Annotated in this window: 25 protein-coding genes; 9 read left to right on the plus strand and 16 right to left on the minus strand. The window is 69.1% G+C overall.

Annotation, left to right across the window (positions count from 1 at the left end):
• Positions 1-22: 22 nt before the first annotated feature.
• From ACZ6ZP_RS00725 to ACZ6ZP_RS00760, 8 genes are all read right to left on the minus strand, one after another.
• Positions 23-358, minus strand: a complete 336-nt coding sequence (locus tag ACZ6ZP_RS00725; RefSeq protein ID WP_160504340.1) for a metal-sulfur cluster assembly factor — start codon at positions 356-358, stop codon at positions 23-25.
• A complete protein-coding gene (gene sufU, locus ACZ6ZP_RS00730; protein ID WP_344527077.1) occupies positions 355-825 on the minus strand; it encodes a Fe-S cluster assembly sulfur transfer protein SufU in 471 nt (156 codons plus the stop codon). The genes ACZ6ZP_RS00725 and sufU overlap by 4 nt, the downstream gene beginning before the upstream one ends.
• A 16-nt stretch (positions 826-841) precedes the next feature.
• On the minus strand, positions 842-2,110 hold the full coding sequence (locus ACZ6ZP_RS00735) for a cysteine desulfurase (protein WP_351162006.1): 1,269 nt from the start codon (positions 2,108-2,110) through the stop codon (positions 842-844).
• Complete coding sequence (sufC, locus tag ACZ6ZP_RS00740; RefSeq protein WP_351162008.1) at positions 2,107-2,871, minus strand: Fe-S cluster assembly ATPase SufC; 765 nt, start codon at positions 2,869-2,871, stop codon at positions 2,107-2,109. The genes ACZ6ZP_RS00735 and sufC overlap by 4 nt, the downstream gene beginning before the upstream one ends.
• A gap of 5 nt (positions 2,872-2,876) precedes the next feature.
• Complete coding sequence (locus ACZ6ZP_RS00745; RefSeq protein WP_351162010.1) at positions 2,877-3,194, minus strand: bifunctional 3-phenylpropionate/cinnamic acid dioxygenase ferredoxin subunit; 318 nt, start codon at positions 3,192-3,194, stop codon at positions 2,877-2,879.
• Complete coding sequence (gene sufD / locus ACZ6ZP_RS00750) at positions 3,191-4,372, minus strand: Fe-S cluster assembly protein SufD (RefSeq protein WP_351162012.1); 1,182 nt, start codon at positions 4,370-4,372, stop codon at positions 3,191-3,193. The genes ACZ6ZP_RS00745 and sufD overlap by 4 nt, the downstream gene beginning before the upstream one ends.
• A 62-nt stretch (positions 4,373-4,434) precedes the next feature.
• A complete protein-coding gene (gene sufB / locus ACZ6ZP_RS00755; RefSeq protein ID WP_351162014.1) occupies positions 4,435-5,856 on the minus strand; it encodes a Fe-S cluster assembly protein SufB in 1,422 nt (473 codons plus the stop codon).
• A complete protein-coding gene (locus ACZ6ZP_RS00760; protein ID WP_351162016.1) occupies positions 5,853-6,584 on the minus strand; it encodes a helix-turn-helix transcriptional regulator in 732 nt (243 codons plus the stop codon). Before ACZ6ZP_RS00760 ends, sufB begins: the two co-directional genes overlap by 4 nt.
• Before the next feature lie 161 nt (positions 6,585-6,745).
• On the opposite strand from ACZ6ZP_RS00760, the gene ACZ6ZP_RS00765 reads away from it, so the two are divergent.
• The 4 genes from ACZ6ZP_RS00765 (at position 6,746) to ACZ6ZP_RS00780 (ending at position 10,391) form a co-directional block, all read left to right on the plus strand.
• Positions 6,746-7,594: an AAC(3) family N-acetyltransferase gene (locus ACZ6ZP_RS00765; RefSeq protein WP_366462214.1), complete on the plus strand. Its 849-nt coding sequence runs from the start codon at positions 6,746-6,748 to the stop codon at positions 7,592-7,594.
• A gap of 10 nt (positions 7,595-7,604) precedes the next feature.
• Positions 7,605-8,531 carry an ABC transporter ATP-binding protein gene (locus tag ACZ6ZP_RS00770; RefSeq protein WP_399977990.1) on the plus strand — a complete coding sequence of 309 codons (927 nt, stop codon included), beginning with the start codon at positions 7,605-7,607 and terminating at the stop codon, positions 8,529-8,531.
• Positions 8,528-9,298: an ABC transporter permease gene (locus ACZ6ZP_RS00775; RefSeq protein WP_351162022.1), complete on the plus strand. Its 771-nt coding sequence runs from the start codon at positions 8,528-8,530 to the stop codon at positions 9,296-9,298. Before ACZ6ZP_RS00770 ends, ACZ6ZP_RS00775 begins: the two co-directional genes overlap by 4 nt.
• Before the next feature lie 85 nt (positions 9,299-9,383).
• Positions 9,384-10,391: a COX15/CtaA family protein gene (locus tag ACZ6ZP_RS00780; protein WP_469405114.1), complete on the plus strand. Its 1,008-nt coding sequence runs from the start codon at positions 9,384-9,386 to the stop codon at positions 10,389-10,391.
• A 46-nt stretch (positions 10,392-10,437) separates the two neighbouring features.
• On the opposite strand, the gene ACZ6ZP_RS00785 is transcribed toward ACZ6ZP_RS00780, so the two are convergent.
• From ACZ6ZP_RS00785 to ACZ6ZP_RS00795, 3 genes are all read right to left on the minus strand, one after another.
• A complete protein-coding gene (locus ACZ6ZP_RS00785) occupies positions 10,438-11,526 on the minus strand; it encodes an amidohydrolase family protein (RefSeq protein WP_351162026.1) in 1,089 nt (362 codons plus the stop codon).
• Between the two features lie 93 nt (positions 11,527-11,619).
• Positions 11,620-11,967, minus strand: coding sequence for a hypothetical protein (locus tag ACZ6ZP_RS00790; protein ID WP_361463565.1), 348 nt, complete (start codon positions 11,965-11,967; stop codon positions 11,620-11,622).
• A 107-nt stretch (positions 11,968-12,074) separates the two neighbouring features.
• Positions 12,075-13,028 (minus strand): heme o synthase, encoded by a 954-nt coding sequence (locus tag ACZ6ZP_RS00795; protein WP_351162502.1) that lies wholly within the window; start codon positions 13,026-13,028, stop codon positions 12,075-12,077.
• A 388-nt stretch (positions 13,029-13,416) separates the two neighbouring features.
• Between ACZ6ZP_RS00795 and tkt the strand changes: the two genes are divergently transcribed.
• Genes tkt through pgl form a run of 5 tightly spaced genes read left to right on the plus strand, consistent with a single transcriptional unit; the run spans position 13,417 to position 20,003 of the window.
• Entirely contained in the window at positions 13,417-15,510 is a 2,094-nt protein-coding gene (gene tkt / locus ACZ6ZP_RS00800) for a transketolase (protein ID WP_351162030.1), read from the plus strand.
• A 35-nt stretch (positions 15,511-15,545) separates the two neighbouring features.
• Positions 15,546-16,664 carry a transaldolase gene (tal, locus tag ACZ6ZP_RS00805; protein ID WP_351162032.1) on the plus strand — a complete coding sequence of 373 codons (1,119 nt, stop codon included), beginning with the start codon at positions 15,546-15,548 and terminating at the stop codon, positions 16,662-16,664.
• Positions 16,665-16,669: 5 nt separating this feature from the next.
• Positions 16,670-18,193: a glucose-6-phosphate dehydrogenase gene (gene zwf / locus ACZ6ZP_RS00810; RefSeq protein WP_383819719.1), complete on the plus strand. Its 1,524-nt coding sequence runs from the start codon at positions 16,670-16,672 to the stop codon at positions 18,191-18,193.
• Complete coding sequence (gene opcA, locus ACZ6ZP_RS00815) at positions 18,190-19,227, plus strand: glucose-6-phosphate dehydrogenase assembly protein OpcA (RefSeq protein ID WP_351162034.1); 1,038 nt, start codon at positions 18,190-18,192, stop codon at positions 19,225-19,227. The genes zwf and opcA overlap by 4 nt, the downstream gene beginning before the upstream one ends.
• Positions 19,224-20,003, plus strand: a complete 780-nt coding sequence (gene pgl / locus ACZ6ZP_RS00820; protein WP_351162036.1) for a 6-phosphogluconolactonase — start codon at positions 19,224-19,226, stop codon at positions 20,001-20,003. Before opcA ends, pgl begins: the two co-directional genes overlap by 4 nt.
• Positions 20,004-20,070: 67 nt before the next feature.
• On the opposite strand, the gene pgi is transcribed toward pgl, so the two are convergent.
• The 5 genes from pgi to ACZ6ZP_RS00845 form a co-directional block, all read right to left on the minus strand.
• Positions 20,071-21,723 (minus strand): glucose-6-phosphate isomerase, encoded by a 1,653-nt coding sequence (gene pgi / locus ACZ6ZP_RS00825; protein WP_469405115.1) that lies wholly within the window; start codon positions 21,721-21,723, stop codon positions 20,071-20,073.
• A 206-nt stretch (positions 21,724-21,929) separates the two neighbouring features.
• A complete protein-coding gene (locus ACZ6ZP_RS00830; RefSeq protein WP_078077905.1) occupies positions 21,930-22,265 on the minus strand; it encodes an RNA polymerase-binding protein RbpA in 336 nt (111 codons plus the stop codon).
• A 193-nt stretch (positions 22,266-22,458) separates the two neighbouring features.
• Positions 22,459-22,689, minus strand: a complete 231-nt coding sequence (secG, locus tag ACZ6ZP_RS00835) for a preprotein translocase subunit SecG (RefSeq protein WP_135329442.1) — start codon at positions 22,687-22,689, stop codon at positions 22,459-22,461.
• Between the two features lie 125 nt (positions 22,690-22,814).
• Positions 22,815-23,591, minus strand: a complete 777-nt coding sequence (gene tpiA / locus ACZ6ZP_RS00840) for a triose-phosphate isomerase (protein ID WP_351162041.1) — start codon at positions 23,589-23,591, stop codon at positions 22,815-22,817.
• 6 nt (positions 23,592-23,597) lie between these two features.
• A complete protein-coding gene (locus ACZ6ZP_RS00845; RefSeq protein ID WP_351162043.1) occupies positions 23,598-24,809 on the minus strand; it encodes a phosphoglycerate kinase in 1,212 nt (403 codons plus the stop codon).
• Positions 24,810-24,882 lie beyond the last annotated feature (73 nt).

Below are 24,882 nucleotides of genomic sequence, written 5' to 3' on the forward strand. Positions count from 1 at the left end.
GGGGGCCGAATCAGTGGTCGCCTCAGACGTTGAACCCGAGCGCGCGAAGCTGCTCGCGGCCGTCGTCCGTGATCTTGTCCGGGCCCCACGGCGGCATCCAGACCCAGTTGATCCGGAGCTCGTTGACGATGCCGTCGGTGGCGGACTTCGCCTGGTCCTCGATGACGTCCGTCAGCGGGCAGGCCGCCGACGTGAGCGTCATGTCGATCGTGGCGATGTTCGCGTCGTCGACGTGAATGCCGTAGATCAGGCCGAGGTTGACGACGTCGATGCCCAGCTCGGGGTCGACCACGTCGTACAGCGCCTCGCGGACCTCTTCTTCGGAGGCCGGCTTGGTCAGGGTCTCGTTCTCGCTCATGCGGTCTTCCTCTCAGCGACGTCGTCGGTACCGAGTGCCTGTGCCGTCGCGTCCTTCCACGCCATCCAGCTCAGCAGAGCACACTTCACACGCGCCGGGTACTTCGAGACCCCGGCGAACGCGACGGCGTCCTCCAGGACCTCCTCCATCGCGTCGTCCGGCTCCAGCTTGCCCTTGGACTGCATCAGCTCCAGGAACACCGCCTGGATCTTCTGCGCGTCCGCGAGCTCCTTGCCGACCAGCAGGTCGTTCAGGACGGATGCGCTGGCCTGGCTGATGGAGCAGCCCTGGCCCTCGTACGAAACGTCGGCGATCGTCGACCCGTCGTACTTCACGCGCAGCGTGATCTCGTCGCCGCACGTCGGGTTGACGTGGTGCACCTCGGCGTCGCCGTCGCGCAGACCGCGCCCGTGAGGGTGCTTGTAGTGGTCCAGGATGACTTCCTGGTACATCGAATCCAGCTTCACGTTCCCAGCCAGCCCCTCAGCCGAAGAAGTTCCGTACGTGCTCCAGGCCGTCGATCAGCGCGTCGATCTCGCCGGGCGTGGAGTACAGATAGAACGACGCTCGCGTCGTCGCAGGAATTCCGTAACGGAGGCAGACGGGGCGGGCGCAGTGGTGACCCACGCGGACCGCGATGCCTTCCTCGTCCAGGACCTGGCCGACGTCGTGCGGGTGGATGTCGCCGAGCGTGAAGGAGATAGCGGCGCCGCGGTCCTCGGCCGAGGCCGGACCGATGATCCGGAGGTCGGGGACCTCCAGGAGGCGCTTGACCGCGTACTCGGTGATCGCGTGCTCATGAGCGGCGATCTTGTCCATGCCGATCGCGGAGAGGTAGTCCACGGCCGCGCCCAGGCCGACGGCCTGGGAGACCGGGGGCGTGCCCGCCTCGAACTTGTGCGGCGCGGGAGCGTAGGTCGACGAGCTCATCGACACGGTCTCGATCATCTCGCCGCCACCGAGGAACGGCGGCAGGTCCTCCAGGAGCTCCTGCCGTCCCCACAGCACGCCGATGCCCGTCGTGGCCAGCATCTTGTGGCCGGTGAAGGCCACGAAGTCGGCCTGCAGCGCCTGCACGTCGAGCACCATGTGCGGGGCGGCCTGCGAGGCGTCGATGAGGACGAGCGCACCGACCTCCTGCGCACGGCGGACGATCGCCTCGACGGGGTTGACCGTGCCCAGGATGTTCGAGACCAGGACGAAGGAGACGATCTTCGTCTTCTCCGTGATGATCTCGTTGATGTTGGACAGGTCGAGCCGGCCGTCGTCCGTGAGACCGAACCACTTCAGCTTCGCGCCCGTGCGCTGCGAGAGCAGCTGCCACGGCACGATGTTGGAGTGGTGCTCCATCTCCGTGATGACGATCTCGGTCTCGTGGTCCACGCGGTAGGGCTCGTCGGCCCAGCCGAGCATGTTGGCCACGAGGTTGAGCGACTCCGAGGCGTTCTTCGTGAAGATCACCTCGTCGCGGCTCGGCGCGTTGATGAACGCGGCGACCTTGTCACGGGCGCCCTCGTAGAGCTCCGTGGCCTCCTCCGCGAGGACGTGCACTCCGCGGTGGACGTTGGCGTTGTGCTTCTCGTAGTACTCGTTGAGTACGTCGAGCACCTGGCGCGGCGTCTGCGACGTGGCCGCGTTGTCCAGGTAGACCAGCTTCTTGCCGTCGTGGATCGTGCGATCCAGGATCGGGAAGTCCTTGCGGATCGCCTCGGTGTCGAGGAGGCCGGTGAGCCCCTGGTGGGCCACTGTCACGCGGATACGCCACCCTTCGTGTATGCCTCGTAGCCCTCGGCCTCGAGCTTGTCGGCGAGCTCGGCGCCGCCGGACTCGGCGATGCGGCCGTTCGCGAAGACGTGCACGAAGTCGGGCTTGATGTAGCGCAGGATGCGCGTGTAGTGCGTGATCAACAGGGTGCCGACCTCACCGGTCTCGCGGACGCGGTTGACGCCGTCCGAGACCTGGCGCAGGGCGTCGACGTCCAGGCCGGAGTCCGTCTCGTCGAGGATCGCGATCTTCGGCTTGAGGAGCTCCATCTGGAGGATCTCGTGGCGCTTCTTCTCACCGCCGGAGAAGCCCTCGTTCACGTTGCGCTCGGCGAAGGCCGGGTCCATCTGGAGCGTCTCCATCGCGGACTTGACCTCCTTCACCCAGGTGCGCAGCTTGGGGGCCTCGCCGCGGATCGCCGTCGCCGACGTACGCAGGAAGTTGGAGACCGAGACGCCGGGGACCTCGACCGGGTACTGCATGGCCAGGAACATGCCGGCGCGGGCGCGCTCGTCGACGGACATCTCCAGGACGTCCTCGCCGTCGAGGGTGACGGTGCCCTGCGTGATCGTGTACTTGGGGTGACCCGCGATGGAGTAGGCGAGAGTCGACTTGCCGGAGCCGTTCGGGCCCATGATGGCGTGCGTCTCGCCCTGCTTCACGGTGAGATCGACACCCTTGAGGATTTCCTTGGTGCCGTTCTCGACCTCGACGGTGACGTGCAGGTCGTGGATTTCAAGCGTTGCCATGTGCCTCAGGACTCCTGGGTGACGGAGACGAGCACATCGTCCCCTTCGATCTTTACGGGGTATACGGGGACGGGGCGCGTCGCGGGGAGGCCGGACGGCTTGCCGGTGCGCAGGTCGAAGCTGGAACCGTGCAGCCAGCACTCGATCTGACAGTCCTCCACCTCTCCCTCGGAGAGGGAGACGTTCGCGTGCGAGCAGATGTCGTGGATCGCGAACACCTCGCCCTCGGTGTTGACGACCGAGACCGGCGTGCCGTCGAGTTCCACCCGCTTCGGGGTGTCCTCCGCCAGCTCGCTCAGGCCACAGGCGCGTACGTATGTCATGCCGCCGATGCCTCCAGCTCCTCTTCGATCTTGGTGAGGAGGCGCTCTTCGACGTCGGGCAGGCCGATCTGCTGGATCAGCTCCGCGAAGAACCCGCGGACGACCAGGCGGCGCGCCTCGCCCTCCGGGATACCGCGCGACTGCAGGTAGAAGAGCTGCTCGTCGTCGAAGCGGCCGGTCGCCGAGGCGTGTCCGGCGCCGACGATCTCGCCGGTCTCGATCTCGAGGTTCGGCACGGAGTCGACGCGGGCGCCGTCGGTCAGAACCAGGTTGCGGTTCATCTCGTACGTGTCCGTGCCCTCGGCGGCGGCCTCGATGAGGACGTCGCCGATCCACACCGCGTGGGCGTCGTCGCCCTGGAGCGCGCCCTTGTAGACGACGTTCGACTTGCAGTGCGGCTGGTTGTGGTCGACCAGGAGGCGGTGCTCCTGGTGCTGGCCGGCGTCCGTGACGTACAGACCGATGAGCTCGGCCTCGCCGCCCGGGCCCGCGTACTCGACGCGGGGGTGCAAGCGGACGAGGTCGCCGCCGAAGGTCACGACGACCGACTTGAAGGTGGCGTCCCGGCCGATCAGCGCGTTGTGCTGGGCGACGTGGACGGTCTTCTCGTCCCAGTCCTGGACCGAGACGACGGTCAGCTTGGCGCCGTCGCCGACGATGAAGTCGACGTTGGCGGCCAGCACGGCGTCACCGGTGTGGTCGATGACGACCAGCGCCTCGGCGAACGCGCCGAGCTCGATGACCTGGTGCGCGAAGGCGGTGCCGCCCTCGCCGTGCACGGCGATCCGGATCGGCTCGGTGAGGACCGTCTCCTTGGGCACGGACACGACCGAGGCCTTCTCGAAGGACGTGTACGCCTGCGCGGCGACGCGGTCGACGGGCTTGCCCGCCTTGCCGACGCGCGCGTCGTCACGGCCGACGGTCTCCTGGATCACGCCGGCCGGGGCCGTCACCTCGACGCGGATGCCGCCGGTGGCGACCGCCGTACCGTCGTGCAGCCCGCGCAGGCGCTCCAGCGGCGTGAACCGCCACTCCTCCTCGCGACCCTGGGGGACCGGGAAGTCGGCCACGTCGAAGGACGGGGGCGCGCTCATGCGGGTGGCGACGGTGGACTCGGCGGCCACCGCGATGGACCCGGCGGTCGTGGACCCCACGGGGATGTTCTGAGCCTCAGCCATGGCTGTCGTCGTGCTCTCTCTCTGCGTAAGAAATCTGCTCGCTACGGGGGACGCGGCCGGTCTTAACCGACCGAACCCTCCATCTGCAGCTCGATCAGCCGGTTCAGCTCCAGGGCGTACTCCATGGGGAGCTCCTTGGCGATCGGCTCGACGAAGCCGCGCACGATCATCGCCATGGCCTCGAACTCCGTCAGACCGCGGCTCATCAGGTAGAAGAGCTGGTCGTCCGAGACCTTGGAGACGGTCGCCTCGTGGCCCATGGACACGTCGTCCTCGCGGACGTCCACGTAGGGGTACGTGTCGGAGCGGGAGATCGTGTCGACGAGCAGTGCGTCGCAGAGCACGTTCGACTTCGATCCGGCCGCGCCCTCGCCGATCTCGACGAGACCGCGGTAGGAGGTGCGGCCACCGCCACGCGCCACGGACTTCGAGACGATGTTGGAGGACGTGTTGGGCGCCATGTGGACCATCTTGGAACCGGCGTCCTGGTGCTGGCCCTCGCCCGCGAAGGCGATGGACAGCGTCTCGCCCTTGGCGTGCTCGCCCATCAGGTAGACGGCGGGGTACTTCATCGTCACCTTGGAGCCGATGTTGCCGTCGATCCACTCCATGGTCGCGCCCTCGTACGCCACGGCGCGCTTGGTGACCAGGTTGTAGACGTTGTTCGACCAGTTCTGGATCGTCGTGTAGCGGCAGCGGCCGCCCTTCTTCACGATGATCTCGACGACCGCGGAGTGCAGGGAGTCCGACTTGTAGATCGGCGCCGTGCAGCCCTCGACGTAGTGAACGTAGGCGTCCTCGTCGACGATGATCAGCGTGCGCTCGAACTGGCCCATGTTCTCCGTGTTGATACGGAAGTAGGCCTGGAGCGGGATCTCGACCTGCACGCCCTTGGGGACGTAGATGAACGAGCCACCGGACCACACGGCGGTGTTCAGCGACGCGAACTTGTTGTCGCCGACCGGGATGACCGTGCCGAAGTACTCCTTGAAGAGCTCCGGGTGCTCCTTCAGCGCCGTGTCGGTGTCCATGAAGATGACGCCCTGCTCCTCCAGGTCCTCACGGATCTGGTGGTAGACGACCTCGGACTCGTACTGGGCCGCGACACCGGCGACGAGGCGCTGCTTCTCCGCCTCGGGGATGCCGAGCTTGTCGTACGTGCTCTTGATGTCCTCGGGCAGGTCCTCCCAGGACGTCGCCTGCTTCTCCGTGGACCGCACGAAGTACTTGATGTTGTCGAAGTCGATGCCCGACAGGTCCGAGCCCCAGTTGGGCATCGGCTTCTTGCCGAAGAGCCGCAGGCCCTTGAGGCGCAGCTTCGTCATCCACTCGGGCTCGGACTTCTTCGCCGAGATGTCCTTGACGACGTCCTCGTTGATGCCGCGCTTGGCGGAGGCCCCGGCCACGTCGGAGTCGGCCCAGCCGTATTCGTACGTGCCCAGACCCTCGAGTTCGGGGTGGGCAGTCTCCGTGGGGAGCGTCATGCGGGGTTCCTCCCGGCCGTGCTTGCGGATGCGTTGTCAGTGGTCTGTGTGGGCTGTGGGGCGTTGCGGGGGATGAAGGTCGTGCAGACGCCGTCGCCGTGGGCGATGGTGGCGAGCCGCTGGACGTGCGTCCCCAGGAGGGCGGAGAAGATCTCCGTCTCCGCCTCACAAAGTTGTGGGTACTGCTCGGCGACGTGGGCGACCGGGCAGTGGTGCTGGCAGAGCTGCTCGCCCACCGGCGCGCTGCGAGCCGTAGCAGCGTACCCGTCGGCGGTCAACGCCTTCGCGAGAGCCTCCGTGCGCTGCTCGGGGGGCGCCGCGTCGATCGCCTTGCGGTAGGCCACGGCCTGGGCGGCCATGCGCTCGCGGGCGAATTCGACGACCGCTCCTTCGCCGTGCCGCTCGCTGATCCAGCGCAGGGCGTCGGCGGCCAGTTTGTCGTACGACTGGTCGAAGGCGTCCCGGCCGCAGTCGGTGAGCGCGAAGACCTTGGCGGGGCGGCCGCGCGTCCGCGCTCCGTAGATCCGCTGCTCGCGGGGCTCGACGACGTTCTCATGGGCGAGGGTGTCGAGGTGCCGGCGGACGGCGGCCTGGGTCAGACCGAGGCGTGCGGCGAGGTCGGCCACCGTGGAGGGGCCGTGGTCCAGGATGGAGCGCGCGACCCGGTTGCGCGTAGACCGCTCCCCGGTCGCGAGTTCCTCCTGCGGAGCCTCGCCAACGTTTTTCACAACGCCATTGTTGCGTAATTCCTCAGAGCCTGACAACCCGCGTCCGGATCACGGTCCGGTGCGCTGCATCACTTAGGCATACCTAAGCTGACCTGCGGAAATGATCACTGATCGATCAAATCGGTGGCGCGCGACGGCCTGCGGGAGGAGACTCCCTGACCATGCCTACACCCCCTCCCACCGGCCCTTTGTGTACCCGCGCGTCCCTCGCCGACGACCTCCGCGAGCTCGGTGTGAGCCCCGGTGAGACCCTCCTCGTGCACTCCTCGCTGAGCGCCCTGGGCTGGGTCAGCGGCGGCCCGGTCGCCGCCGTCCAGGCACTTCTGGACGCACTGGGCCAAAAGGGCACCCTGGTCGTCCCCACGCAGTCCAGCGACAACTCCGACCCGGCCGAGTGGGGAAACCCGCCCGTGCCCGAGTCCTGGTGGCCGGAGATCCGCGCCTCCATCCCCGCGTACGACCCGCGCACCGCCCCCACGCGCGGCGTGGGCGTGATCCCCGAGACCGTACGGACCTGGCCCGGCGCCCTGCGCAGCGCGCACCCCCAGACCTCCTTCGCCGCGGTCGGCCCCCGCGCCCAGGCGCTCCTGGAGGGCCACGCGCTCGACTGCCGCCTGGGCGAGCGCAGCCCGCTGGCCCGCCTGGAGGAATCGGGCGCCCGGGTGCTGCTGCTCGGCGCGGGCTTCGACTCCTGCACCTCCTTCCACCTGGCCGAGTACCGGCTCCCCGCCCCCGAGGTGGCGAACTCCTTCGCGGTCATGACCCCGGAGGGACGCCGCTGGACGACCGTGCGCGAGCCCTCCATCTCCGAGGAGCGCTTCGACGAGCTCGGCGCGGACTTCGAGCGGGACCGCCCCGTGGTGCGCGGCACGGTGGGCGCGGCGACGGCCCGGCTCTTCCCGGTGGCCGACGCGGTCGCGTACGCGCAGAGGTGGCTGGAGACCCACCGCTCACGGGCGGAGTGGGTCGGTCGGCAGCCCCCCGCCCGCGGCCCTGTTTCCCCTCTCTAGACTTCCCGCCATGGGAAATGAGTCCGTCGTCCAGGTCACCGGCCTGGTCAAGCGGTACGGCAAGAAGACCGCGGTGGACGGCCTCGACCTCCGGGTCCGCGCGGGCACCGTCACCGCGGTCCTGGGCCCGAACGGCGCCGGGAAGACCACCACGATCGAGACCTGCGAGGGCTACCGCAGGCCGGACGCGGGCACGGTCCGCGTCCTGGGCCTCGACCCGGTCCGCGAGGCCGGCCCGCTGCGGCCCCGCATCGGCGTGATGCTCCAGTCCGGCGGCGTCTACTCCGGGGCCCGCGCCGACGAGATGCTGCGCCACATGGCCAAGCTGCACGCGCACCCGCTGGACGTGGGCGCGCTGATCGAGCGCCTGGGCCTGGAGAGCTGCGGCCGCACCACCTACCGGCGCCTGTCCGGCGGCCAGCAGCAGCGCCTGGCCCTCGCGATGGCCGTGGTCGGACGGCCCGATCTCGTCTTCCTGGACGAGCCGACCGCGGGCCTCGACCCGCAGGCACGCCGGGCCACCTGGGATCTCGTACGCGATCTGCGCACCGACGGCGTCAGCGTCATCCTCACCACGCACCACATGGACGAGGCCGAGCAGCTCGCCGACGAGGTCGCGATCATCGACGCGGGCAAGGTCATCGCCGAGGGCACCCCCGAGGAGCTGTGCCGCGGCGGCGCCGAGAACACCTTGCGCTTCTCCGGCCGCCCCGGACTCGACGTCGCCTCGCTCCTCAAGGCGCTCCCGCCGGACTCGGCCGCGGCCGAACTCACCCCGGGGGCCTACCGCGTGAGCGGCACGGTCGACCCGCAGTTGCTCGCCACGGTCACCTCCTGGTGCGCCCAGCACGGCGTGATGCCGGAGAAGATCGCCGTCGAACGCCACACCCTGGAAGACGTCTTCCTGGAGCTCACAGGCAAGGAGCTGCGCGGATGAGCGCCGCCGGTACGTACACGCCGAAGCCGGGCGCCGCCCCGCTCCCCCGCATGATCGCCGCGCAGGCGGCGCTCGAGACGAAGATGCTGCTGCGCAACGGCGAACAGCTGCTGCTCACCGTCGTCATCCCCACGCTCCTGCTCGTCCTGTTCAGCGCGGTAGACATCGTCGACACGGGTGACGGCAAGGCGGTCGACTTCCTCGCGCCCGGCATCCTGGCCCTCGCCGTGATGTCGACGGCGTTCACCGGGCAGGCCATCGCCACGGGCTTCGAGCGCCGCTACGGAGTCCTGAAGCGGCTCGGCGCGTCCCCGCTGCCCCGCTGGGCCCTGATGGCCGCGAAGACGCTGTCGGTCCTGGTCACCGAGGTCCTGCAGATCGCGCTCCTGACGGTGATCGCCTTCGCGCTCGGCTGGTCGCCGCACGGCAACCCCTTCGCCGTACTGCTCCTCCTGATCCTCGGCACCGCGGCCTTCTCCGGCCTCGGCCTGCTGATGGCGGGCACCCTGAAGGCGGAGGCGACCCTGGCCGCCGCGAACCTGGTCTTCCTGCTCCTGCTGGTCGGCGGCGGCGTCATCGTGCCGCTGGACAAGTTCCCGGACGCGGCCCAGTCGGTGCTCGGCCTGCTGCCCATCTCGGCCCTCTCGGACGGCCTGCGGGACGTGCTCCAGCACGGCGCGGGGATGCCGTGGGGAGACCTCGCGATCCTGGCGGTCTGGGCGGTGTTGGGGCTCGGGGCGGCGGGCAGGTTCTTCCGCTGGGAGTAGCCGCGGCACCGGGGCGGCGTAAGGCGCGTCACAGAAGCTGCGGATACGTCCCCCTCGTGAAGCCGTGCACAAGCGGACCCCTACGATGGTCCCCGTGCCAAACGTGACCCGAGCCGACGCCGTCTCCGCCGTGCGCAACCCGCTCGCCTTCATCGCCGAACGCTGGACCCCGCAGCAGCGGACCGTCCGGCACGCCGCCCTCATCTCGCTCGCGATGACGGTGTGCATCGTGGTCACCGGCGGCGCCGTCCGGCTGACCGGCTCGGGCCTGGGCTGCCCGACCTGGCCCAAGTGCACCGACGAGTCCCTGACGGCCACCCACGAGATGGGTTTCCACGGGTACATCGAGTTCGGCAACCGCATGCTGACGTACGTCCTGTGCGCGGCCGTCGGCTGGGCGATCATCACGGCGCGCTCGCAGAAGCCGATGCGACGCAGCCTCACGCGCCTGGGCTGGGTCCAGTTCTGGCTGGTCATGGGCAACGCCGTGCTCGGCGGCATCGTGGTCCTGGTCGGCCTGAACCCGTACACGGTCGCGGCGCACTTCCTGCTCTCCACCGCCCTGATCGCGGTCGCCGTCACGATGTGGCAGCGCACCCGCGAGGGCGACGGCGACGCTCGCCCGCTGGTCGGCAAGGCCGTGGCGCAGCTCGTGTGGTTCCTGGTCGCGGCGTCCGTGCTGCTCATCGCGGTCGGCACCGTCGTGACGGGCTCCGGGCCGCACGCCGGCGACTCCAGCGAGGTGCCGCGCATGGGCTTCGACTGGGAGACGGTGAGCAAGCTGCACGCCGTGCTCGCCTGGATCGTGGTGACGCTGACGTTCGCCCTATGGTTCGTCCTCAAGGCCGTCGACGCCCCCAAGGGTCCCCTGCACCGCACCCGCGACCTGTTCCTGATCCTGCTCGCCCAGGGCGCGATCGGCTACGTCCAGTACTTCACTGACCTGCCCGAGGTCCTGGTCGGCCTGCACATGTTCGGCTCGTGCGTGGTGTGGATCGCCGTGATGCGCGTCCTGCTCTCGCTGCGCGAACGCCCCTCCGGCACCGCCGAAGTGCCGTCCCAGACGGGCGGCTCCCAGCTGTCCTCCGTCTGAGGAGTCCGCTCGGTCCGCGGGGTCCGTGGCCGCGAGCCGTCAGCCGTCAGCCGTCCGAAAGGCCGTACACGCGCCGTGCGTTACCCGCCGCGACGAGCCCGGCCACCCGCTGCGCGTCCGGCAGCGACCACGCCCCCTCCGTGACCCACCCGCCGAGCACGCGCCCCAGCGCCTCCCCGAAGAGCCGCGCTCCCACCACGTGCAGCTCGGGAAGCCCGTGCGCGCCGCTGGAGAACAGCAGCTTGCCGAAGGGGGCCAGCTCCAGGATCTCCGCGAGCACGGCCGCCGCGCGGGCCCCCGTGCGCACCAGGGCGGGCCCCAGATCGGCGTACACGTGCGGGAAGAGGGCCGCGAGGTCCGCTGCGTTGCGGTGGTACGGATAGCCGTGCAGCAGGACCAGATCGGTGCCGAGCCCCGCGGTCGCCCGCGCGAAACCGCCGAAGTAGCCCTGCGGATCACCGGCCCCCGCGTGCAGTTGCAGCGGACGTCCCGACGCGACGGCGATCCACAGCAGATGCCTCAGCAGTACGGGGTCCTGGAGCGCCCCGCCCACCTGCCGCCGGGCCAGCCAGCGGTCCGCCGCGCCCCGCACCTCGCCGGGACCCGGCGGTTCGGGGGCCAGGGCGAGACTGCGCCGCACGCCCGCCACGGAGGTGAAGGCGACGGCGTTCGCGGCGGCCGCGTGCACGGACTCGGCGAGATTGGCGAGGAACGAGTCGACGGTGCCGGAGGTGTCGGCCACCTGTTCGGCCAGTAATTCCAGGCGGACGATCTCATGCGCGTCGGCGTCGCCGGTGGAGGCCATCTCGCCCGGCCCGGTCAGATCGCCGGGCAGCCCCGTGTCGACGAGATACGTCGTGATGCCGCTCCCCCGCAGCAGCCGCCGCCCCGACTCAAGCACGCCCAGTTCGCGCCGGCGGGCGAGATAGCGGGCGGGCGGGCAGTGCGGTTCGAGGCCGAGCAGCGGCGGGCACCAGCGGCGTACGGCGAAGCCCGTCTGGGTGTCGAAGAAGGTGGTGCCGGGCGCGGGCGGTCCCTCGCCGCGGCCGAGGTGGGCCTCGAAGGTGCCGAGGCCCAGCTCCGTACGCAGCACACCATGGCAGTACTGGTCCACCAGGGACGGCGTCTCGATCATCCGGGCTCCCTGTAGGCGGACCGTGCTCCTTACGGTCCTAACGGGTGACCCGGGCGTCAGGTGTTGCTTTCGGCCAGTCCGTCCGCGACGGACTCAGCCGTTGCTCGGGCCGCCGAGCTGAATGCCCGCCATGCGGGACCACTCGTAGGGGCCGGTCTTCACCTTCGCCGCGAAGTCGCCGTCGAAGTCCTCGTGGACGGTGACCCCGGCCTTCTCGACGGCGCTCTGCGCGATCGCGTAGGTGGGCGCCACCAGGTCGCCCCAGCCGCCGTCCTCGCCGACCAGGACGATGCGGGTGCCCTCGTGCCCGATGTACGCGACCTGCGCCTCGGCACCGCCGTGCGCCTGGGCGAAGGAACCGATCTGCTTGGCCAGCTTGGCCGCCTTCTTCTCCGCGCGGGCGGCCTGCTTGCTGTCCTCAACCTGCTGCGTCTCTGCCATAGCCAGGATGCTACCGACGGGTAGATCAACTGGCGACGGGCGGGGCACGTGGCGTTCAACACCAGATGCCCCGCCCGTCGGCGAGTCAGGAACCGCTATGCGCGGAGTCAGCGGAGGAAGGGATCCACCGCGACCGCCACGAACAGCAGCGAGACGTAGGTGATCGACCAGTGGAACAGCCGCATCTCCTTGAGCTTGCCGCCCGTGACCTCGGCCTTGGCGCGGTTCTGCAGGCCGTGCGCCTCCCACAGCCACCAGCCGCCGGTCACGAAGGCCACCACCGTGTAGAACCAGCCGGTGTAGCCGAGCGGCTGGAGCAGCAGCGAGACGGCGACCATCACCCAGCTGTAGAGGACGATCTGACGCGCGACCACTTTGTTCGACGCGACGACCGGCAGCATCGGCACGCCCACGCGGGCGTAGTCGTCCTTGACCTTCATGGACAGCGGCCAGTAGTGCGGCGGCGTCCAGAAGAACATGACGAGGAAGAGGATGACCGGCGCCCACGACATGGAGTTGGTGACCGCTGACCAGCCGATGAGCACCGGCATGCAGCCCGCGATGCCGCCCCAGACGATGTTCTGCGAGGTCCGGCGCTTCAGGATCATCGTGTAGACGACCACGTAGAAGAGCAGGGCGCCCAGAGCGAGCCAGGCGGACAGCCAGTTGACGACGAGGCCGAACAGCAGCGTGGAGGCGATCGCGAGCGCGATGCCGAAGACGAGGCACTCGCGCGGGCTGACCATCCCCGTGACCAGCGGCCGCTGGGACGTACGGTCCATCAGCGCGTCGATGTCCCGGTCGATGTACATGTTGAGCGCGTTGGCGCCACCCGCCGACAGGTAGCCGCCGAGGCAGGTCACGAAGACCAGCCAGAGATCGGGCACCCCCTGTTCGGCGAGGAACATCACCGGAACGGTGGTGATCAGGAGGAGCTCGATGATTCGCGGCTTGGTCAGCGCCACGAACGCCATGACACGGGCCCCGAGCGGCCGGTGGCTTGGGCTAGAGCTCGTCCCAATTGCTCCCGCTGGACGGGATTCAACGGCCGTCACGCACACCCCTGACAGAGACTTCCCAGCAAGCCGCGTCGGACGTTCAGACATGAAGATCCGGTAAAGGCTCGCGCGTACCACGCCACTGTAGACGTTGCCCATACCTCGCCCTTCGCGGGGGTGGGGTCGTGTTGAGCAGCGTGTTGGACCGCCCGAAACGCGGCCCGACACCCGTTCAGATGAGCGGTCCGGCACTCGTTCTGAGAGTCCAGATGAGCGGCCCGCGGATCACATGGTGAACACCGTGGATCCCTTTCGGGAGGCGGATACCGGCGCACCCCGGCACTCTGGAATGACTCGAAAAAATGCACGTCTTTACAGCGGTAGGCTCGACATCGGCCGGTGGGATCTACATCGCCGGCATTCGACATGTGGAGAGGAGCCCTGACTCAGGGTGAGCACCAAGCCGACCACCACAGACCTCGAGTGGACCGAACTGGACCAGCGGGCTGTTGATACTGCCCGCGTCCTGGCCATGGACTCCGTACAGAAGGTCGGCAACGGCCATCCGGGTACGGCCATGAGCCTCGCGCCTGCCGCGTACACCCTCTTCCAGAAGGTGATGCGGCACGACCCCGCGGACGCCGAGTGGACCGGGCGCGACCGGTTCGTTCTTTCCGCGGGCCACTCGTCCCTGACCCTCTACATCCAGCTCTACCTGGCCGGCTTCGGCCTGGAGCTCGATGACCTGAAGGCCTTCCGCACCTGGGGCTCGAAGACCCCCGGCCACCCGGAGTACGGGCACACCACGGGCGTGGAGACGACGACGGGCCCCCTCGGCCAGGGCGTCGCGAACGCCGTGGGCATGGCGATGGCCGCCCGTTACGAGCGTGGCCTGTTCGACCCGGAGACCGCCGCCGGCGAGTCGCCGTTCGACCACCACATCTTCGCGATCGCGGGTGACGGCTGTCTCCAGGAGGGCATCTCCGGCGAGGCGTCGTCGCTGGCCGGGCACCAGAAGCTCGGCAACCTCGTGCTGCTGTGGGACGACAACCACATCTCCATCGAGGGCGACACCGAGACCGCGGTCTCCGAAGACACCATGAAGCGGTACGAGGCCTACGGCTGGCACGTCCAGCGCGTGGAGCCCAAGGAGAACGGCGACCTCGACCCGGCCGCCCTCTACAAGGCGATCCAGGCCGCGAAGGCGGAGACGGAGCGCCCCTCCTTCATCGCCATGCGCTCGATCATCGCCTGGCCCGCGCCGAACGCGCAGAACACCGAGGCCGCGCACGGCTCGGCGCTCGGCGACGAAGAGGTCGCGGCCACCAAGCGCGTCCTCGGCTTCGACCCGGAGCAGACCTTCGAGGTCTCGGACGAGGTCCTCGCGCACACCCGTGCGGCCCACGACCGCGGCACTGACGCCAAGGCCGCGTGGGAGAAGAGCTTCGCCGCCTGGCGCACCGCCAACGCCGAGCGCGCCGCCGAGTTCGACCGCATCGCCGCGGGCGAGCTCCCGCAGGGCTGGGAGGAGAAGCTCCCGGTCTTCGAGGCGGGCAAGGGCGTCGCGACGCGTGCCGCGTCCGGCAAGGTCCTGCAGGCGCTCGGCGCGGTGATCCCCGAGCTGTGGGGCGGCTCCGCCGACCTCGCGGGCTCGAACAACACCACGATCGACAAGACGTCGTCGTTCCTCCCCGTGGGCAACCCGCTGCCGGAGGCCGACCCGTACGGCCGAACGATCCACTTCGGCATCCGCGAGCACTCCATGGCCGCGGAGATGAACGGCATCGCGCTGCACGGCAACACCCGCATCTTCGGCGGCACCTTCCTGGTGTTCTCCGACTACATGCGCAACGCCGTCCGGCTGTCCGCGCTGATGCACCTTCCGGTGACGTACGTGTGGACGCACGACTCCATCGGTCTCGGCGAGGACGGCCCCACGCACCAGCCGGTCGAGCACCTGGCCTCGCTGCGCGCCATCCCGGGCCTGAACGTGGTCCGCCCCGCGGACGCGAACGAGACCGCGATCGTGTGGCGCGAGATCCTCAAGCGCTACACCAAGGAGTTCGGCAAGGGCGCCCCGCACGGCCTCGCGCTGACCCGTCAGGGCGTGCCGACGTACGACCGCGAGGTCACCGAAGGCGCGGTCAAGGGCGGTTACGTCCTGTTCGAGGCCGACGGCGGCAAGCCCGAGGTCGTCCTCATCGGCACCGGCTCCGAGGTGCAGCTCGCCGTCGAGGCGCGCGAGCAGCTCCAGGCGGCGGGCGTGCCCACGCGCGTCGTCTCGATGCCGTGCGTCGAGTGGTTCGAGGCGCAGGACCAGGGGTACCGCGACAGCGTCCTTCCGCCGTCCGTCAAGGCGCGCGTGGCGGTCGAGGCGGGCATCGGCCTGACCTGGCACCGCTTCGTGGGCGACGCCGGGCGCATCGTCTCGCTGGAGCACTTCGGTGCATCGGCCGACGGCAAGGTGCTGTTCCGCGAGTTCGGGTTCACCGCCGACGCCGTCGCATCGGCCGCCCGGGAATCGATCGACGCCGCTCAGCGCTGACGCCGACATACGACCAAGTAGGAGATGTAATCCTCATGACAGACGCACTCAAGCGCCTCTCCGACGAAGGCGTCGCGATCTGGCTGGACGACCTGTCGCGCAAGCGGATCACGTCCGGCAACCTCGCCGAGCTGATCGACCAGAGCCACGTCGTGGGTGTCACCACGAACCCGTCGATCTTCCAGAAGGCGATCAGCAGCGGTGACGGTTACGAGCAGCAGCTCGCCGACCTCGCCGCCCGCAAGGTCACCGTCGAAGAGGCCATCCGCATGATCACGACGGCGGACGTCCGTGACGCCGCCGACATCCTGCGCCCGGTCTTCGACGCGACGGGCGGCCAGGACGGCCGTGTGTCGATCGAGGTCGACCCGCGCCTGGCGCACAACACCGAGGCGACCATCGCCGAGGCCAAGCAGCTCGCGTGGCTGGTGGACCGTCCGAACACGCTCATCAAGATCCCGGCGACGAAGGCGGGCCTGCCCGCGATCACCGAGGTCATCGGCAAGGGCATCAGCGTGAACGTGACGCTGATCTTCTCGCTCGAGCGCTACCGCGAGGTCATGGACGCGTACGTGGCGGGCCTGGAGAAGGCGAAGGCCGCCGGCCTGGACCTCTCCAAGATCCACTCGGTGGCGTCCTTCTTCGTGTCCCGCGTGGACACCGAGATCGACAAGCGCCTGGACGCGCTCGGCACGGACGAGGCCAAGGCCGTCAAGGGCAAGGCCGCGCTGGCCAACGCCCGCCTGGCCTACGAGGCGTACGAGGAGGTCTTCTCCTCCGACCGCTGGGCCGCGCTCGACAAGGCGCAGGGCAACAAGCAGCGTCCGCTGTGGGCCTCGACCGGCGTCAAGGACCCGGCGTACAAGGACACCCTGTACGTCGACGACCTGGTCGCGCCGAACACGGTCAACACGATGCCGGAGGCGACCCTCGAGGCCACCGCCGACCACGGCCAGATCACGGGCAACACCGTGGCCGGGACGTACGACGCCTCGCGCGGCGAGATCGAGGCCGTCGAGAAGCTCGGCATCAGCTACGACGACGTGGTGCAGCTGCTCGAGGACGAGGGCGTCGAGAAGTTCGCGGCGTCCTGGAACGACCTGCTCAAGTCCACCGAGGCGGAGCTCAAGCGCCTCACCCCTTCGGAGGGCTGACCATCTTGTCAAGCAGCAATCCGCTGCGTGACGCCGCAGACCGACGGCTCCCGCGTATCGCGGGGCCGTCGGGCCTGGTCATCTTTGGCGTCACGGGCGATTTGTCCCGTAAAAAGCTGATGCCCGCTGTCTACGACCTCGCCAACCGAGGTCTTCTCCCGCCGGGCTTCTCCCTCATCGGTTTCGCCCGCCGCGAGTGGCAGGACGAGGACTTCGCGCAGGAGGTGCACGACGCGGTCAAGCAGCACGCGCGTACGCCCTTCCGCGAGGAGGTCTGGCAGCAGCTCATCCAGGGCATGCGCTTCGTCCAGGGCAACTTCGACGACGACGACGCCTTCGAGCAGCTCAAGGCCACCATCCAGGAGCTCGACAAGGCACAGGGCACGGGCGGCAACTTCGCCTTCTACCTCTCCGTGCCGCCGAAGTTCTTCCCGCAGGTCGTCCAGCAGCTCAAGAAGCACGAGCTGGCGGACGCCCCGCCCGGATCCTGGCGCCGCGCGGTCATCGAGAAGCCCTTCGGACACGACCTGACGTCCGCCAAGGAGCTCAACTCGATCGTGCACGAGGTGTTCGCCCCGGACCAGGTGTTCCGGATCGACCACTACCTCGGCAAGGAGACCGTCCAGAACATCCTGGCGCTCCGCTTCGCCAACCAGATGTTCGAGCCGATCTGGAACCGGTCGTACGTGGACCACATCCAGATCACGATGGCCGAGGACATCGGCATCGGCGGCCGCGCCGGCTACTACGACGGCATCGGCGCCGCCCGTGACGTCATCCAGAACCACCTGCTCCAGCTGATGGCGCTGACCGCCATGGAGGAGCCCGCCTCCTTCGAGGCGGACGCGCTGGTCGCCGAGAAGGCGAAGGTCCTGGGCGCCGTACGGCTGCCCAAGGACCTCGGCGAGAGCACGGTCCGCGGTCAGTACGCCGCGGGGTGGCAGGGCGGCGAGAAGGCCGTCGGCTATCTCCAGGAAGACGGCATCGACCCCAAGTCGAAGACCGACACCTACGCGGCCATCAAGCTGGAGGTGGACAACCGCCGCTGGGCGGGCGTCCCCTTCTACCTGCGCACCGGCAAGCGCCTTGGCCGCCGCGTCACCGAGATCGCGGTCGTCTTCCAGCGGGCGCCCCACTCCCCCTTCGACCACACGGCGACGGAGGAGCTGGGCCAGAACGCGATCGTCATCCGCGTCCAGCCCGACGAGGGCATCACGGTCCGGTTCGGCTCGAAGGTGCCCGGCACCTCGATGGAGATCCGCGACGTGTCGATGGACTTCGCGTACGGCGAGTCCTTCACCGAGTCCAGCCCGGAGGCGTACGAGCGCCTGATCCTGGACGTCCTGCTCGGCGACGCCAACCTCTTCCCGCGCACGGAGGAGGTCGAGCTGTCCTGGAACATCCTCGACCCGATCGAGGAGTACTGGGACAAGCACGGCAAGCCCGCGCAGTATTCGTCCGGCACCTGGGGCCCGACCGAGGCGGACGAAATGCTCGCACGAGACGGACGGAGCTGGCGTCGCCCATGAAGATCGACCTTACGGACACCACGTCCAGCAAGATCAACAAGGCGCTCGTGAAGGGGCGCCGCGCGATCGGCACCCCGGCCGTCGGCATGGTGCTCACCCTCGTCATCGTCACCGACGAGGAGAACGCCTACGACGCCCTGAAGGCCGCCAACGAGGCGTCCCGCGAGCACCCTTCGCGCACCCTGGTCGTCATCAAGCGGGCCGCGCGCTCGCCCCGCGACCGCACGACGTCGCGCCTGGACGCCGAGGTGCGGGTCGGCGCGGACGCGGGCACCGGCGAGACGGTGATCCTGCGCCTCTACGGCGACGTCATCAACCACGCCCAGTCGGTCGTCCTGCCGCTGCTGCTTCCCGACGCCCCCGTGGTCGTGTGGTGGCCGGTCAACGCGCCGCTCAACCCGGCCAAGGACCCCCTTGGCGCGCTCGCCCAGCGCCGCGTCACGGACACGTACGCCGCCGAGCAGCCGATCCACGAGCTGACCGCGCGCGCCGAGGCCTACCACCCCGGCGACACGGACCTGTCCTGGACCCGGATCACCCCGTGGCGCTCGATGCTCGCGGCGGCGCTCGACCAGGTCACCTGCAAGGTGACGTCGGTCGAGGTGGAGGGCGAGGAGTTCAACCCGAGCTGCGAGCTGCTCGCCATGTGGCTCGCGGACCGGCTCTCCGTCCCCGTCAAGCGCTCGCTCTCCGCGGGCCCGGGCCTCACCGGCGTACGCATGGACACCGACTGCGGTCCCATCGTGCTCGGCCGGGCCGACGGCTCGCTGGCCACGCTCTCCATGCAGGGGCAGCCCGACCGCGCGGTGGCGCTCAAGCGCCGCGAGACGGCCGAGCTGATCGCCGAGGAGCTGCGCCGTCTCGACCCGGACGACACCTACGCGTCCGCGCTGCGGTTCGGCGTGGACCGCCTGGGCGAGTCCATCGAGGAGAAGACGGCGCCGACCACCGAGGCGGCTTCGCGGGAGGAGCCCGCCGAGCCCAAGAAGGCGGCGGCGAAGAAGGCTCCGGCCAAGAAGGCGGCGGCCAAGTGAGCGCGGCCCCGCAGCTGGTCGTGCACCGCGACAAGGAGCTGATGGCGCAGGCCGCTGCGGCCCGCCTCATCACGAAGATCGTCGACGCGCAGGCCGCCCGCGGCTACGCGTCGGTGGTCCTCACCGGCGGCCGCAACGGCAACGGCCTGCTTGCGGCGCTGAGTTCCTCCCCGGCGAAGGACGCGATCGACTGGTCGCGCCTGGACCTGTGGTGGGGCGACGAGCGCTTCCTGCCGGACGGCGACCCGGAGCGCAACTACACCCAGGCCAAGGAGGCACTGCTCGACTCGGTGCCCCTCAACCCGGCCCGGGTGCATCCGATGCCCGCGTCGGACGGGGTGTACGAGGTGGACGCGGCGGCCGGGATGTACGCCGCCGAGCTCACCGCGGCCGCGGGGCCCGAGGACCACGGTCCGGTGCCGACGTTCGACGTGCTGATGCTGGGCGTCGGCCCGGACACCCATGTCGCCTCGCTCTTCCCGGAGTTGCCCGCGGTCCGTGAGACGGAGCGGACGGTGGTCGGCGTGCACGGCGCGCCCAAGCCGCCGCCCATCCGCATCACGCTCACGCTCCCGGCGATCCGGTCGGCCCGTGAGGTATGGCTGCTCGCGGCCGGCGAGGACAAGGCGAACGCCGCGGCGATCGCCCTGTCGGGCGCGGGCGAGATACAGGCGCCCGCCGCGGGCGCGTACGGCAGGTCGCGGACGCTGTGGCTGCTCGACGCCGCCGCGGCCTCGCAGCTGCCGCGCGATCTGTATCCGCCGGCTTCTCCCTGAGGGGCTCATACGGCAGTGCGGCCCGGTCCACCTCCACGGTGGACCGGGCCGCACTGTTTTCAGCGGCTCAACGGCCGCGCAGGGTCCGGTACTTGGCGACGAGCGCGGTCGTCGACCCGTCGAGGTCCGGCACGTCCGTGCCCTCGGTCAGGGCGGGCTCGATGCGCTTGGCGAGGACCTTGCCGAGCTCGACGCCCCACTGGTCGAAGGAGTCGATGTTCCACACGGCGCCCTGCACGAACACCTTGTGTTCGTAGAGCGCGATGAGTTGACCGAGAACCGACGGCGTCAGCTCCTTGGCGAGGATCGTCGTCGTCGGGTGGTTGCCCTGGAACGTCTTGTGCGGGACGAGCTCCTCCGGCACACCCTCGGCCCGCACCTCGTCCGGCGTCTTGCCGAAGGCCAACGCCTGCGTCTGGGCGAAGAAGTTGGCCATCAGGAGGTCGTGCTGGGCGACCAGGCCGGGCAGCAGATCGGCGACGGGCTCGGCGAAGCCGATGAAGTCGGCCGGGATCAACTTCGTGCCCTGGTGGATGAGTTGGTAGTACGCGTGCTGGCCGTTGGTGCCCGGCGTGCCCCAGACCACCGGACCCGTCTGCCAGTCGACCGGCTCGCCGTCACGGCCGACGGACTTGCCGTTGGACTCCATGTCCAGCTGCTGGAGATAGGCGGTGAACTTGGAGAGGTAGTGCGAGTACGGCAGGACGGCGTGCGACTGCGCGTCGTGGAAGTTGCCGTACCAGATGCCCAACAGGCCAAGGAGCAGCGGCACGTTGGACTCGGCGGGCGCGGTGCGGAAGTGCTCGTCGACGAGGTGGAAGCCGTCGAGCATCTCGCGGAAGACGTCCGGGCCGATCGCGATCATCAGCGAGAGGCCGATCGCCGAGTCGTACGAGTAACGGCCGCCGACCCAGTCCCAGAACTCGAACATGTTGGCCGTGTCGATGCCGAAGTCGGAGACCTTCTCGGCATTCGTCGACAGGGCCACGAAGTGCTTGGCGACCGCGCTCTGGTCGGCGCGAAGGCCGGTCAGGAGCCAGTCGCGCGCGGAGGTCGCGTTCGTGATCGTCTCGATCGTGGTGAACGTCTTCGAGGCGATGATGAAGAGCGTCTCGGCCGGGTCCAGGTCCCGCACGGCCTCGTGCAGATCGGCGCCGTCGACGTTCGACACGAAGCGCACGGTGAGGTCACGGTCGGTGAAGGACCGGAGCGTCTCGTACGCCATGGCGGGGCCCAGGTCCGAGCCGCCGATGCCGACGTTCACGATGTTCTTGATGCGCTTGCCGGTGTGCCCGGTCCACTCGCCGGAGCGGACCTTGTCCGCGAAGAGGGCCATCTTGTCGAGCACGGCGTGCACGGCCGGCACCACGTTCTCGCCGTCGACCTGGACGTCCGCGTCACGCGGGGCGCGCAGCGCGGTGTGCAGGACGGCGCGGTCCTCGGTGGTGTTGATCTTCTCGCCGCGGAACATGGCGTCCCGCAGGCCGAAGACGTCGGTGGCCGCGGCAAGATCGCGCAGGAGCGTCAGGGTCTCGTCGGTGACGAGGTGCTTGGAGTAGTCGATGTGCAGGTCACCGACCTGGAGTGTGTATCCGGTGCCGCGCGCCGGATCCTTGGCGAACAGCTCACGCAGCTGCACCTCCCCCAGCTGCTCCCGGTGCTTGCTGAGCGCCGCCCATTCGGGCGTCTGGTTGAGCCTGGCGCGGCTTTCTGCGTTCATCTCGGACTTCAGCCTTCTCTCGTACCTGTGTACGTACCTTGCCCCGCTGCACGTTCCAACCTAATTGATCAGGGCCCGGTATGAGATGTCTGCAGCTGTCTGTCCGGACACGTGCCGGTAAACCTCACGTGAAAGCGTGAAAGACGAACTACTCCATGAAAAGCGCAGCGGCCGGACATCCCTGATGTCCGGCCCCATCGCAAGTCCTAGATCTCGCCCCGCAGTTTGGCGAGCGCCTCCGCGAGAATGGCCTCGCCGTCCGCGTCGCTGCGCCGTTCCCGTACGTACGCCAGGTGCGTCTTGTACGGCTCGGTGCGGGGCGGGTCCGGCGGGTTGTCCCGGTCCTGACCGGCGGGGAAGCCGCAGCGGGGGCAGTCCCAAGTATCGGGGACCTGCGCGTCGCTGGCGAAGCTGGGCACCGTCTCGTGTCCGTTGGAGCACCAGAAGGAGATGCGCAGTCGCGGCGCGGACTCACCGCGCTCGGCCTCGCCCATCGGCCCCGCCCCGACCCGACTTCCACGGATCGCGTTGCCACTTGCCACGGTCGTAACTCCCTGCGTGATGGTGCTGCTGCGGGCGCCTCAGTCTACGTAAGGCCCAACGCGCGTCCAGTGTTCGGAGTTACACCCTCACCCCGACACGCAAGCCCCATGATAATCCGCGCTTGTGAGCGCGCACCGTACATGGGGCTTTTAGCGAAGCTTTCGCAAGGTAGCAATCAAGCCGCTTTCGCGGTCAGTTGTTCACCTTCATCAACAGGCCGAGCACGACAATGCACGCGAACCAGAGAAGACCGACCACGACAGTGATGCGGTCGAGGTTGCGCTCGGCGACCGACGAGCCGCCGACGGAGGACTGCATGCCGCCACCGAACATGTCGGACAGACCGCCGCCCTTGCCCTTGTGCATCAGCACCAGCAGCATCATCAGCAGGCTGAAGACGATCAGGGCGATCGAGAACCCCATAACCACGGCTGGACCAACTTCCTCGGATCTGAATCGACTCTGTATCGACGACGGGGGCCGGATGCCTCATGATGTGAAGCCGCCCGGCCCCCGCAAGGGTACGACGTATCGGCGCTACCGCCTACTCACTGGTCGCGGAAGCGGACGATCTTGACGAACTCGTCCGTGTCCAGCGCCGCGCCGCCCACCAGGGCGCCGTCGACGTCGGGCTGCGCCATGATCGCGGCCACATTGCCGGACTTCACGGAGCCGCCGTACTGGATGCGCACCTTGTCGGCGAGCTCCTGCGAGTACAGCTCGGCGAGGCGGCCGCGGATCGCACCGCAGACCTCCTGGGCGTCCTCGGGGGTCGCGACCTTGCCGGTGCCGATGGCCCAGACGGGCTCGTACGCGATCACGATGGACTCGACCTGCTCGGCCGGCACGTCCTTGAGACCGCCGTCGAGCTGGGCAAGGGTGTACTCGATCTGCTGGCCGGCCTCGCGGATGTCCAGGCCCTCGCCGATGCAGAGGATCGGGGTCAGGCCGTGCTTGTAGGCGGCCTTCACCTTGCCGTTGCAGATCTCGTCGGTCTCGTCGTGGTACTGACGGCGCTCGGAGTGGCCCACGGCCACGTACGTGCACTTCAGCTTGGAGAGCATCGGGCCCGAGATCTCGCCGGTGTAGGCACCGGAGTCGTGCGCCGAGATGTCCTGGGCGCCGTACTTGATCTTGAGCTTGTCGCCGTCGACCAGGGTCTGCACCGAGCGCAGGTCGGTGAAGGGGGGCAGGACGGCGACCTCGACGGCCTCGTAGTCCTTGTCGGCCAGGGCGAAGGCGAGCTTCTGGACGTGGGCGATGGCCTCGAGGTGGTTGAGGTTCATCTTCCAGTTGCCCGCCATCAGCGGGGTACGGGTAGTCATCAGGTCTCAGTTCTCCAGTGCGGCGAGGCCGGGGAGCGTCTTGCCCTCGAGGTATTCGAGGGAGGCGCCGCCGCCGGTGGAAATGTGGCCGAATGCGTTCTCGTCGAAGCCCAGGATCCGGACGGCCGCGGCGGAGTCGCCACCGCCGACGACCGTGAAGGCCGGGGAGTCGAGGAGAGCCTGGGCGATTGCCTTGGTGCCCTCGGCGTAGTCGGGGTGCTCGAAGACGCCCATCGGGCCGTTCCAGAAGACGGTGCCCGCGTCGGCGAGCTTCGAGGCGTAGAGCTTACGGGTCTCGGGTCCGATGTCGAGACCCTCCTGGTCGGCCGGGATGGCGTCCGCGGCGACCGTGGTGGGGTTGGCCGGGGCCTTGGTCTTCAGGTCCGGGAACTCGGTGGAGACCAGCACGTCGACGGGGAGGACCAGCTCGACGCCGCTCTCCTTCGCACGCTTGATGTACTCCTTGACGACCGGGACCTGGTCCTCCTGGAGGAGGGAGATGCCGACCTCGTGGCCCTGGGCCTTGAGGAAGGTGTACGCCATGCCGCCGCCGATCAGGAGACGGTCGGCCTTGCCGAGCAGCTGGTCGATGACGGCCAGCTTGTCGGAGACCTTGGCGCCGCCCAGCGCGACGACGTACGGACGCTTGACGTCGTCGGTGAGCTTCTTCAGGACACCGACCTCGGTGGCGATGAGGTAGCCGGCGTAATGCGGCAGGCGCGCCGGAAGGTCGTACACGGAGGCGTGCTTGCGGTGCACCGCACCGAAACCGTCGCCTACGTAGACGTCCGCGAGGGCCGCGAGCTTGTCGGCGAACTCGCCGCGCTCGGTGTCGTCCTTGGACGTCTCGCCCGCGTTGAAGCGGAGGTTCTCGATGACGGCGACCTGGCCGGGCTCGAGGCCGTCGACCGCGTCGTGCGCGGCGGGGCCGACGGTGTCCTGGGCGAACGCCACGGGCTTGCCGAGGAGTTCACCGAGGCGCTCGGCGGCGGGCAGCAGCGAGAACACCGGGTCCGGGGCGCCCTTGGGGCGGCCGAGGTGCGAGGCGACGATCACCTTGGCGCCCGCCTCGACGAGCTTGGTGACGGTCGGCAGGACGGCGCGGATGCGGCCGTCGTCGGTGATGGTGCCGTCGGCGAGCGGCACGTTGAGGTCGGCGCGGACGAAGACCCGCTTGCCTTCGACCCCTTCGGCGAGAAGTTCACGAATCGTCTTCATGGCTGGACTCCAGGACTCCTTAAGAGGGCTGACGTGCGACAAGGCCCGGACCACGCAGTATCGCGCGGTCCGG

This window comes from Streptomyces sp. NPDC054047, assembly GCF_055585065.1.

Bases quoted from the DNA above. Each gene is read 5' to 3' on its own strand.
- ACZ6ZP_RS00785 (WP_351162026.1), bottom strand. From the start codon at position 11,526: ATGATCGAGACGCCGTCCCTGGTGGACCAGTACTGCCATGGTGTGCTG.
- ACZ6ZP_RS00780 (WP_469405114.1), top strand. From the start codon at position 9,384: ATGGTCCCCGTGCCAAACGTGACCCGAGCCGACGCCGTCTCCGCCGTG.
- opcA (WP_351162034.1), top strand. From the start codon at position 18,190: ATGAAGATCGACCTTACGGACACCACGTCCAGCAAGATCAACAAGGCG.
- ACZ6ZP_RS00725 (WP_160504340.1), bottom strand. From the start codon at position 358: ATGAGCGAGAACGAGACCCTGACCAAGCCGGCCTCCGAAGAAGAGGTC.
- ACZ6ZP_RS00775 (WP_351162022.1), top strand. From the start codon at position 8,528: ATGAGCGCCGCCGGTACGTACACGCCGAAGCCGGGCGCCGCCCCGCTC.
- pgi (WP_469405115.1), bottom strand. From the start codon at position 21,723: ATGAACGCAGAAAGCCGCGCCAGGCTCAACCAGACGCCCGAATGGGCG.
- sufC (WP_351162008.1), bottom strand. From the start codon at position 2,871: ATGGCAACGCTTGAAATCCACGACCTGCACGTCACCGTCGAGGTCGAG.
- secG (WP_135329442.1), bottom strand. From the start codon at position 22,689: ATGGGGTTCTCGATCGCCCTGATCGTCTTCAGCCTGCTGATGATGCTG.
- ACZ6ZP_RS00745 (WP_351162010.1), bottom strand. From the start codon at position 3,194: ATGACATACGTACGCGCCTGTGGCCTGAGCGAGCTGGCGGAGGACACC.
- ACZ6ZP_RS00770 (WP_399977990.1), top strand. From the start codon at position 7,605: ATGGGAAATGAGTCCGTCGTCCAGGTCACCGGCCTGGTCAAGCGGTAC.
- ACZ6ZP_RS00765 (WP_366462214.1), top strand. From the start codon at position 6,746: ATGCCTACACCCCCTCCCACCGGCCCTTTGTGTACCCGCGCGTCCCTC.
- sufD (WP_351162012.1), bottom strand. From the start codon at position 4,372: ATGGCTGAGGCTCAGAACATCCCCGTGGGGTCCACGACCGCCGGGTCC.
- tpiA (WP_351162041.1), bottom strand. From the start codon at position 23,591: ATGACTACCCGTACCCCGCTGATGGCGGGCAACTGGAAGATGAACCTC.
- tal (WP_351162032.1), top strand. From the start codon at position 15,546: ATGACAGACGCACTCAAGCGCCTCTCCGACGAAGGCGTCGCGATCTGG.
- ACZ6ZP_RS00790 (WP_361463565.1), bottom strand. From the start codon at position 11,967: ATGGCAGAGACGCAGCAGGTTGAGGACAGCAAGCAGGCCGCCCGCGCG.
- ACZ6ZP_RS00845 (WP_351162043.1), bottom strand. From the start codon at position 24,809: ATGAAGACGATTCGTGAACTTCTCGCCGAAGGGGTCGAAGGCAAGCGG.
- sufB (WP_351162014.1), bottom strand. From the start codon at position 5,856: ATGACGCTCCCCACGGAGACTGCCCACCCCGAACTCGAGGGTCTGGGC.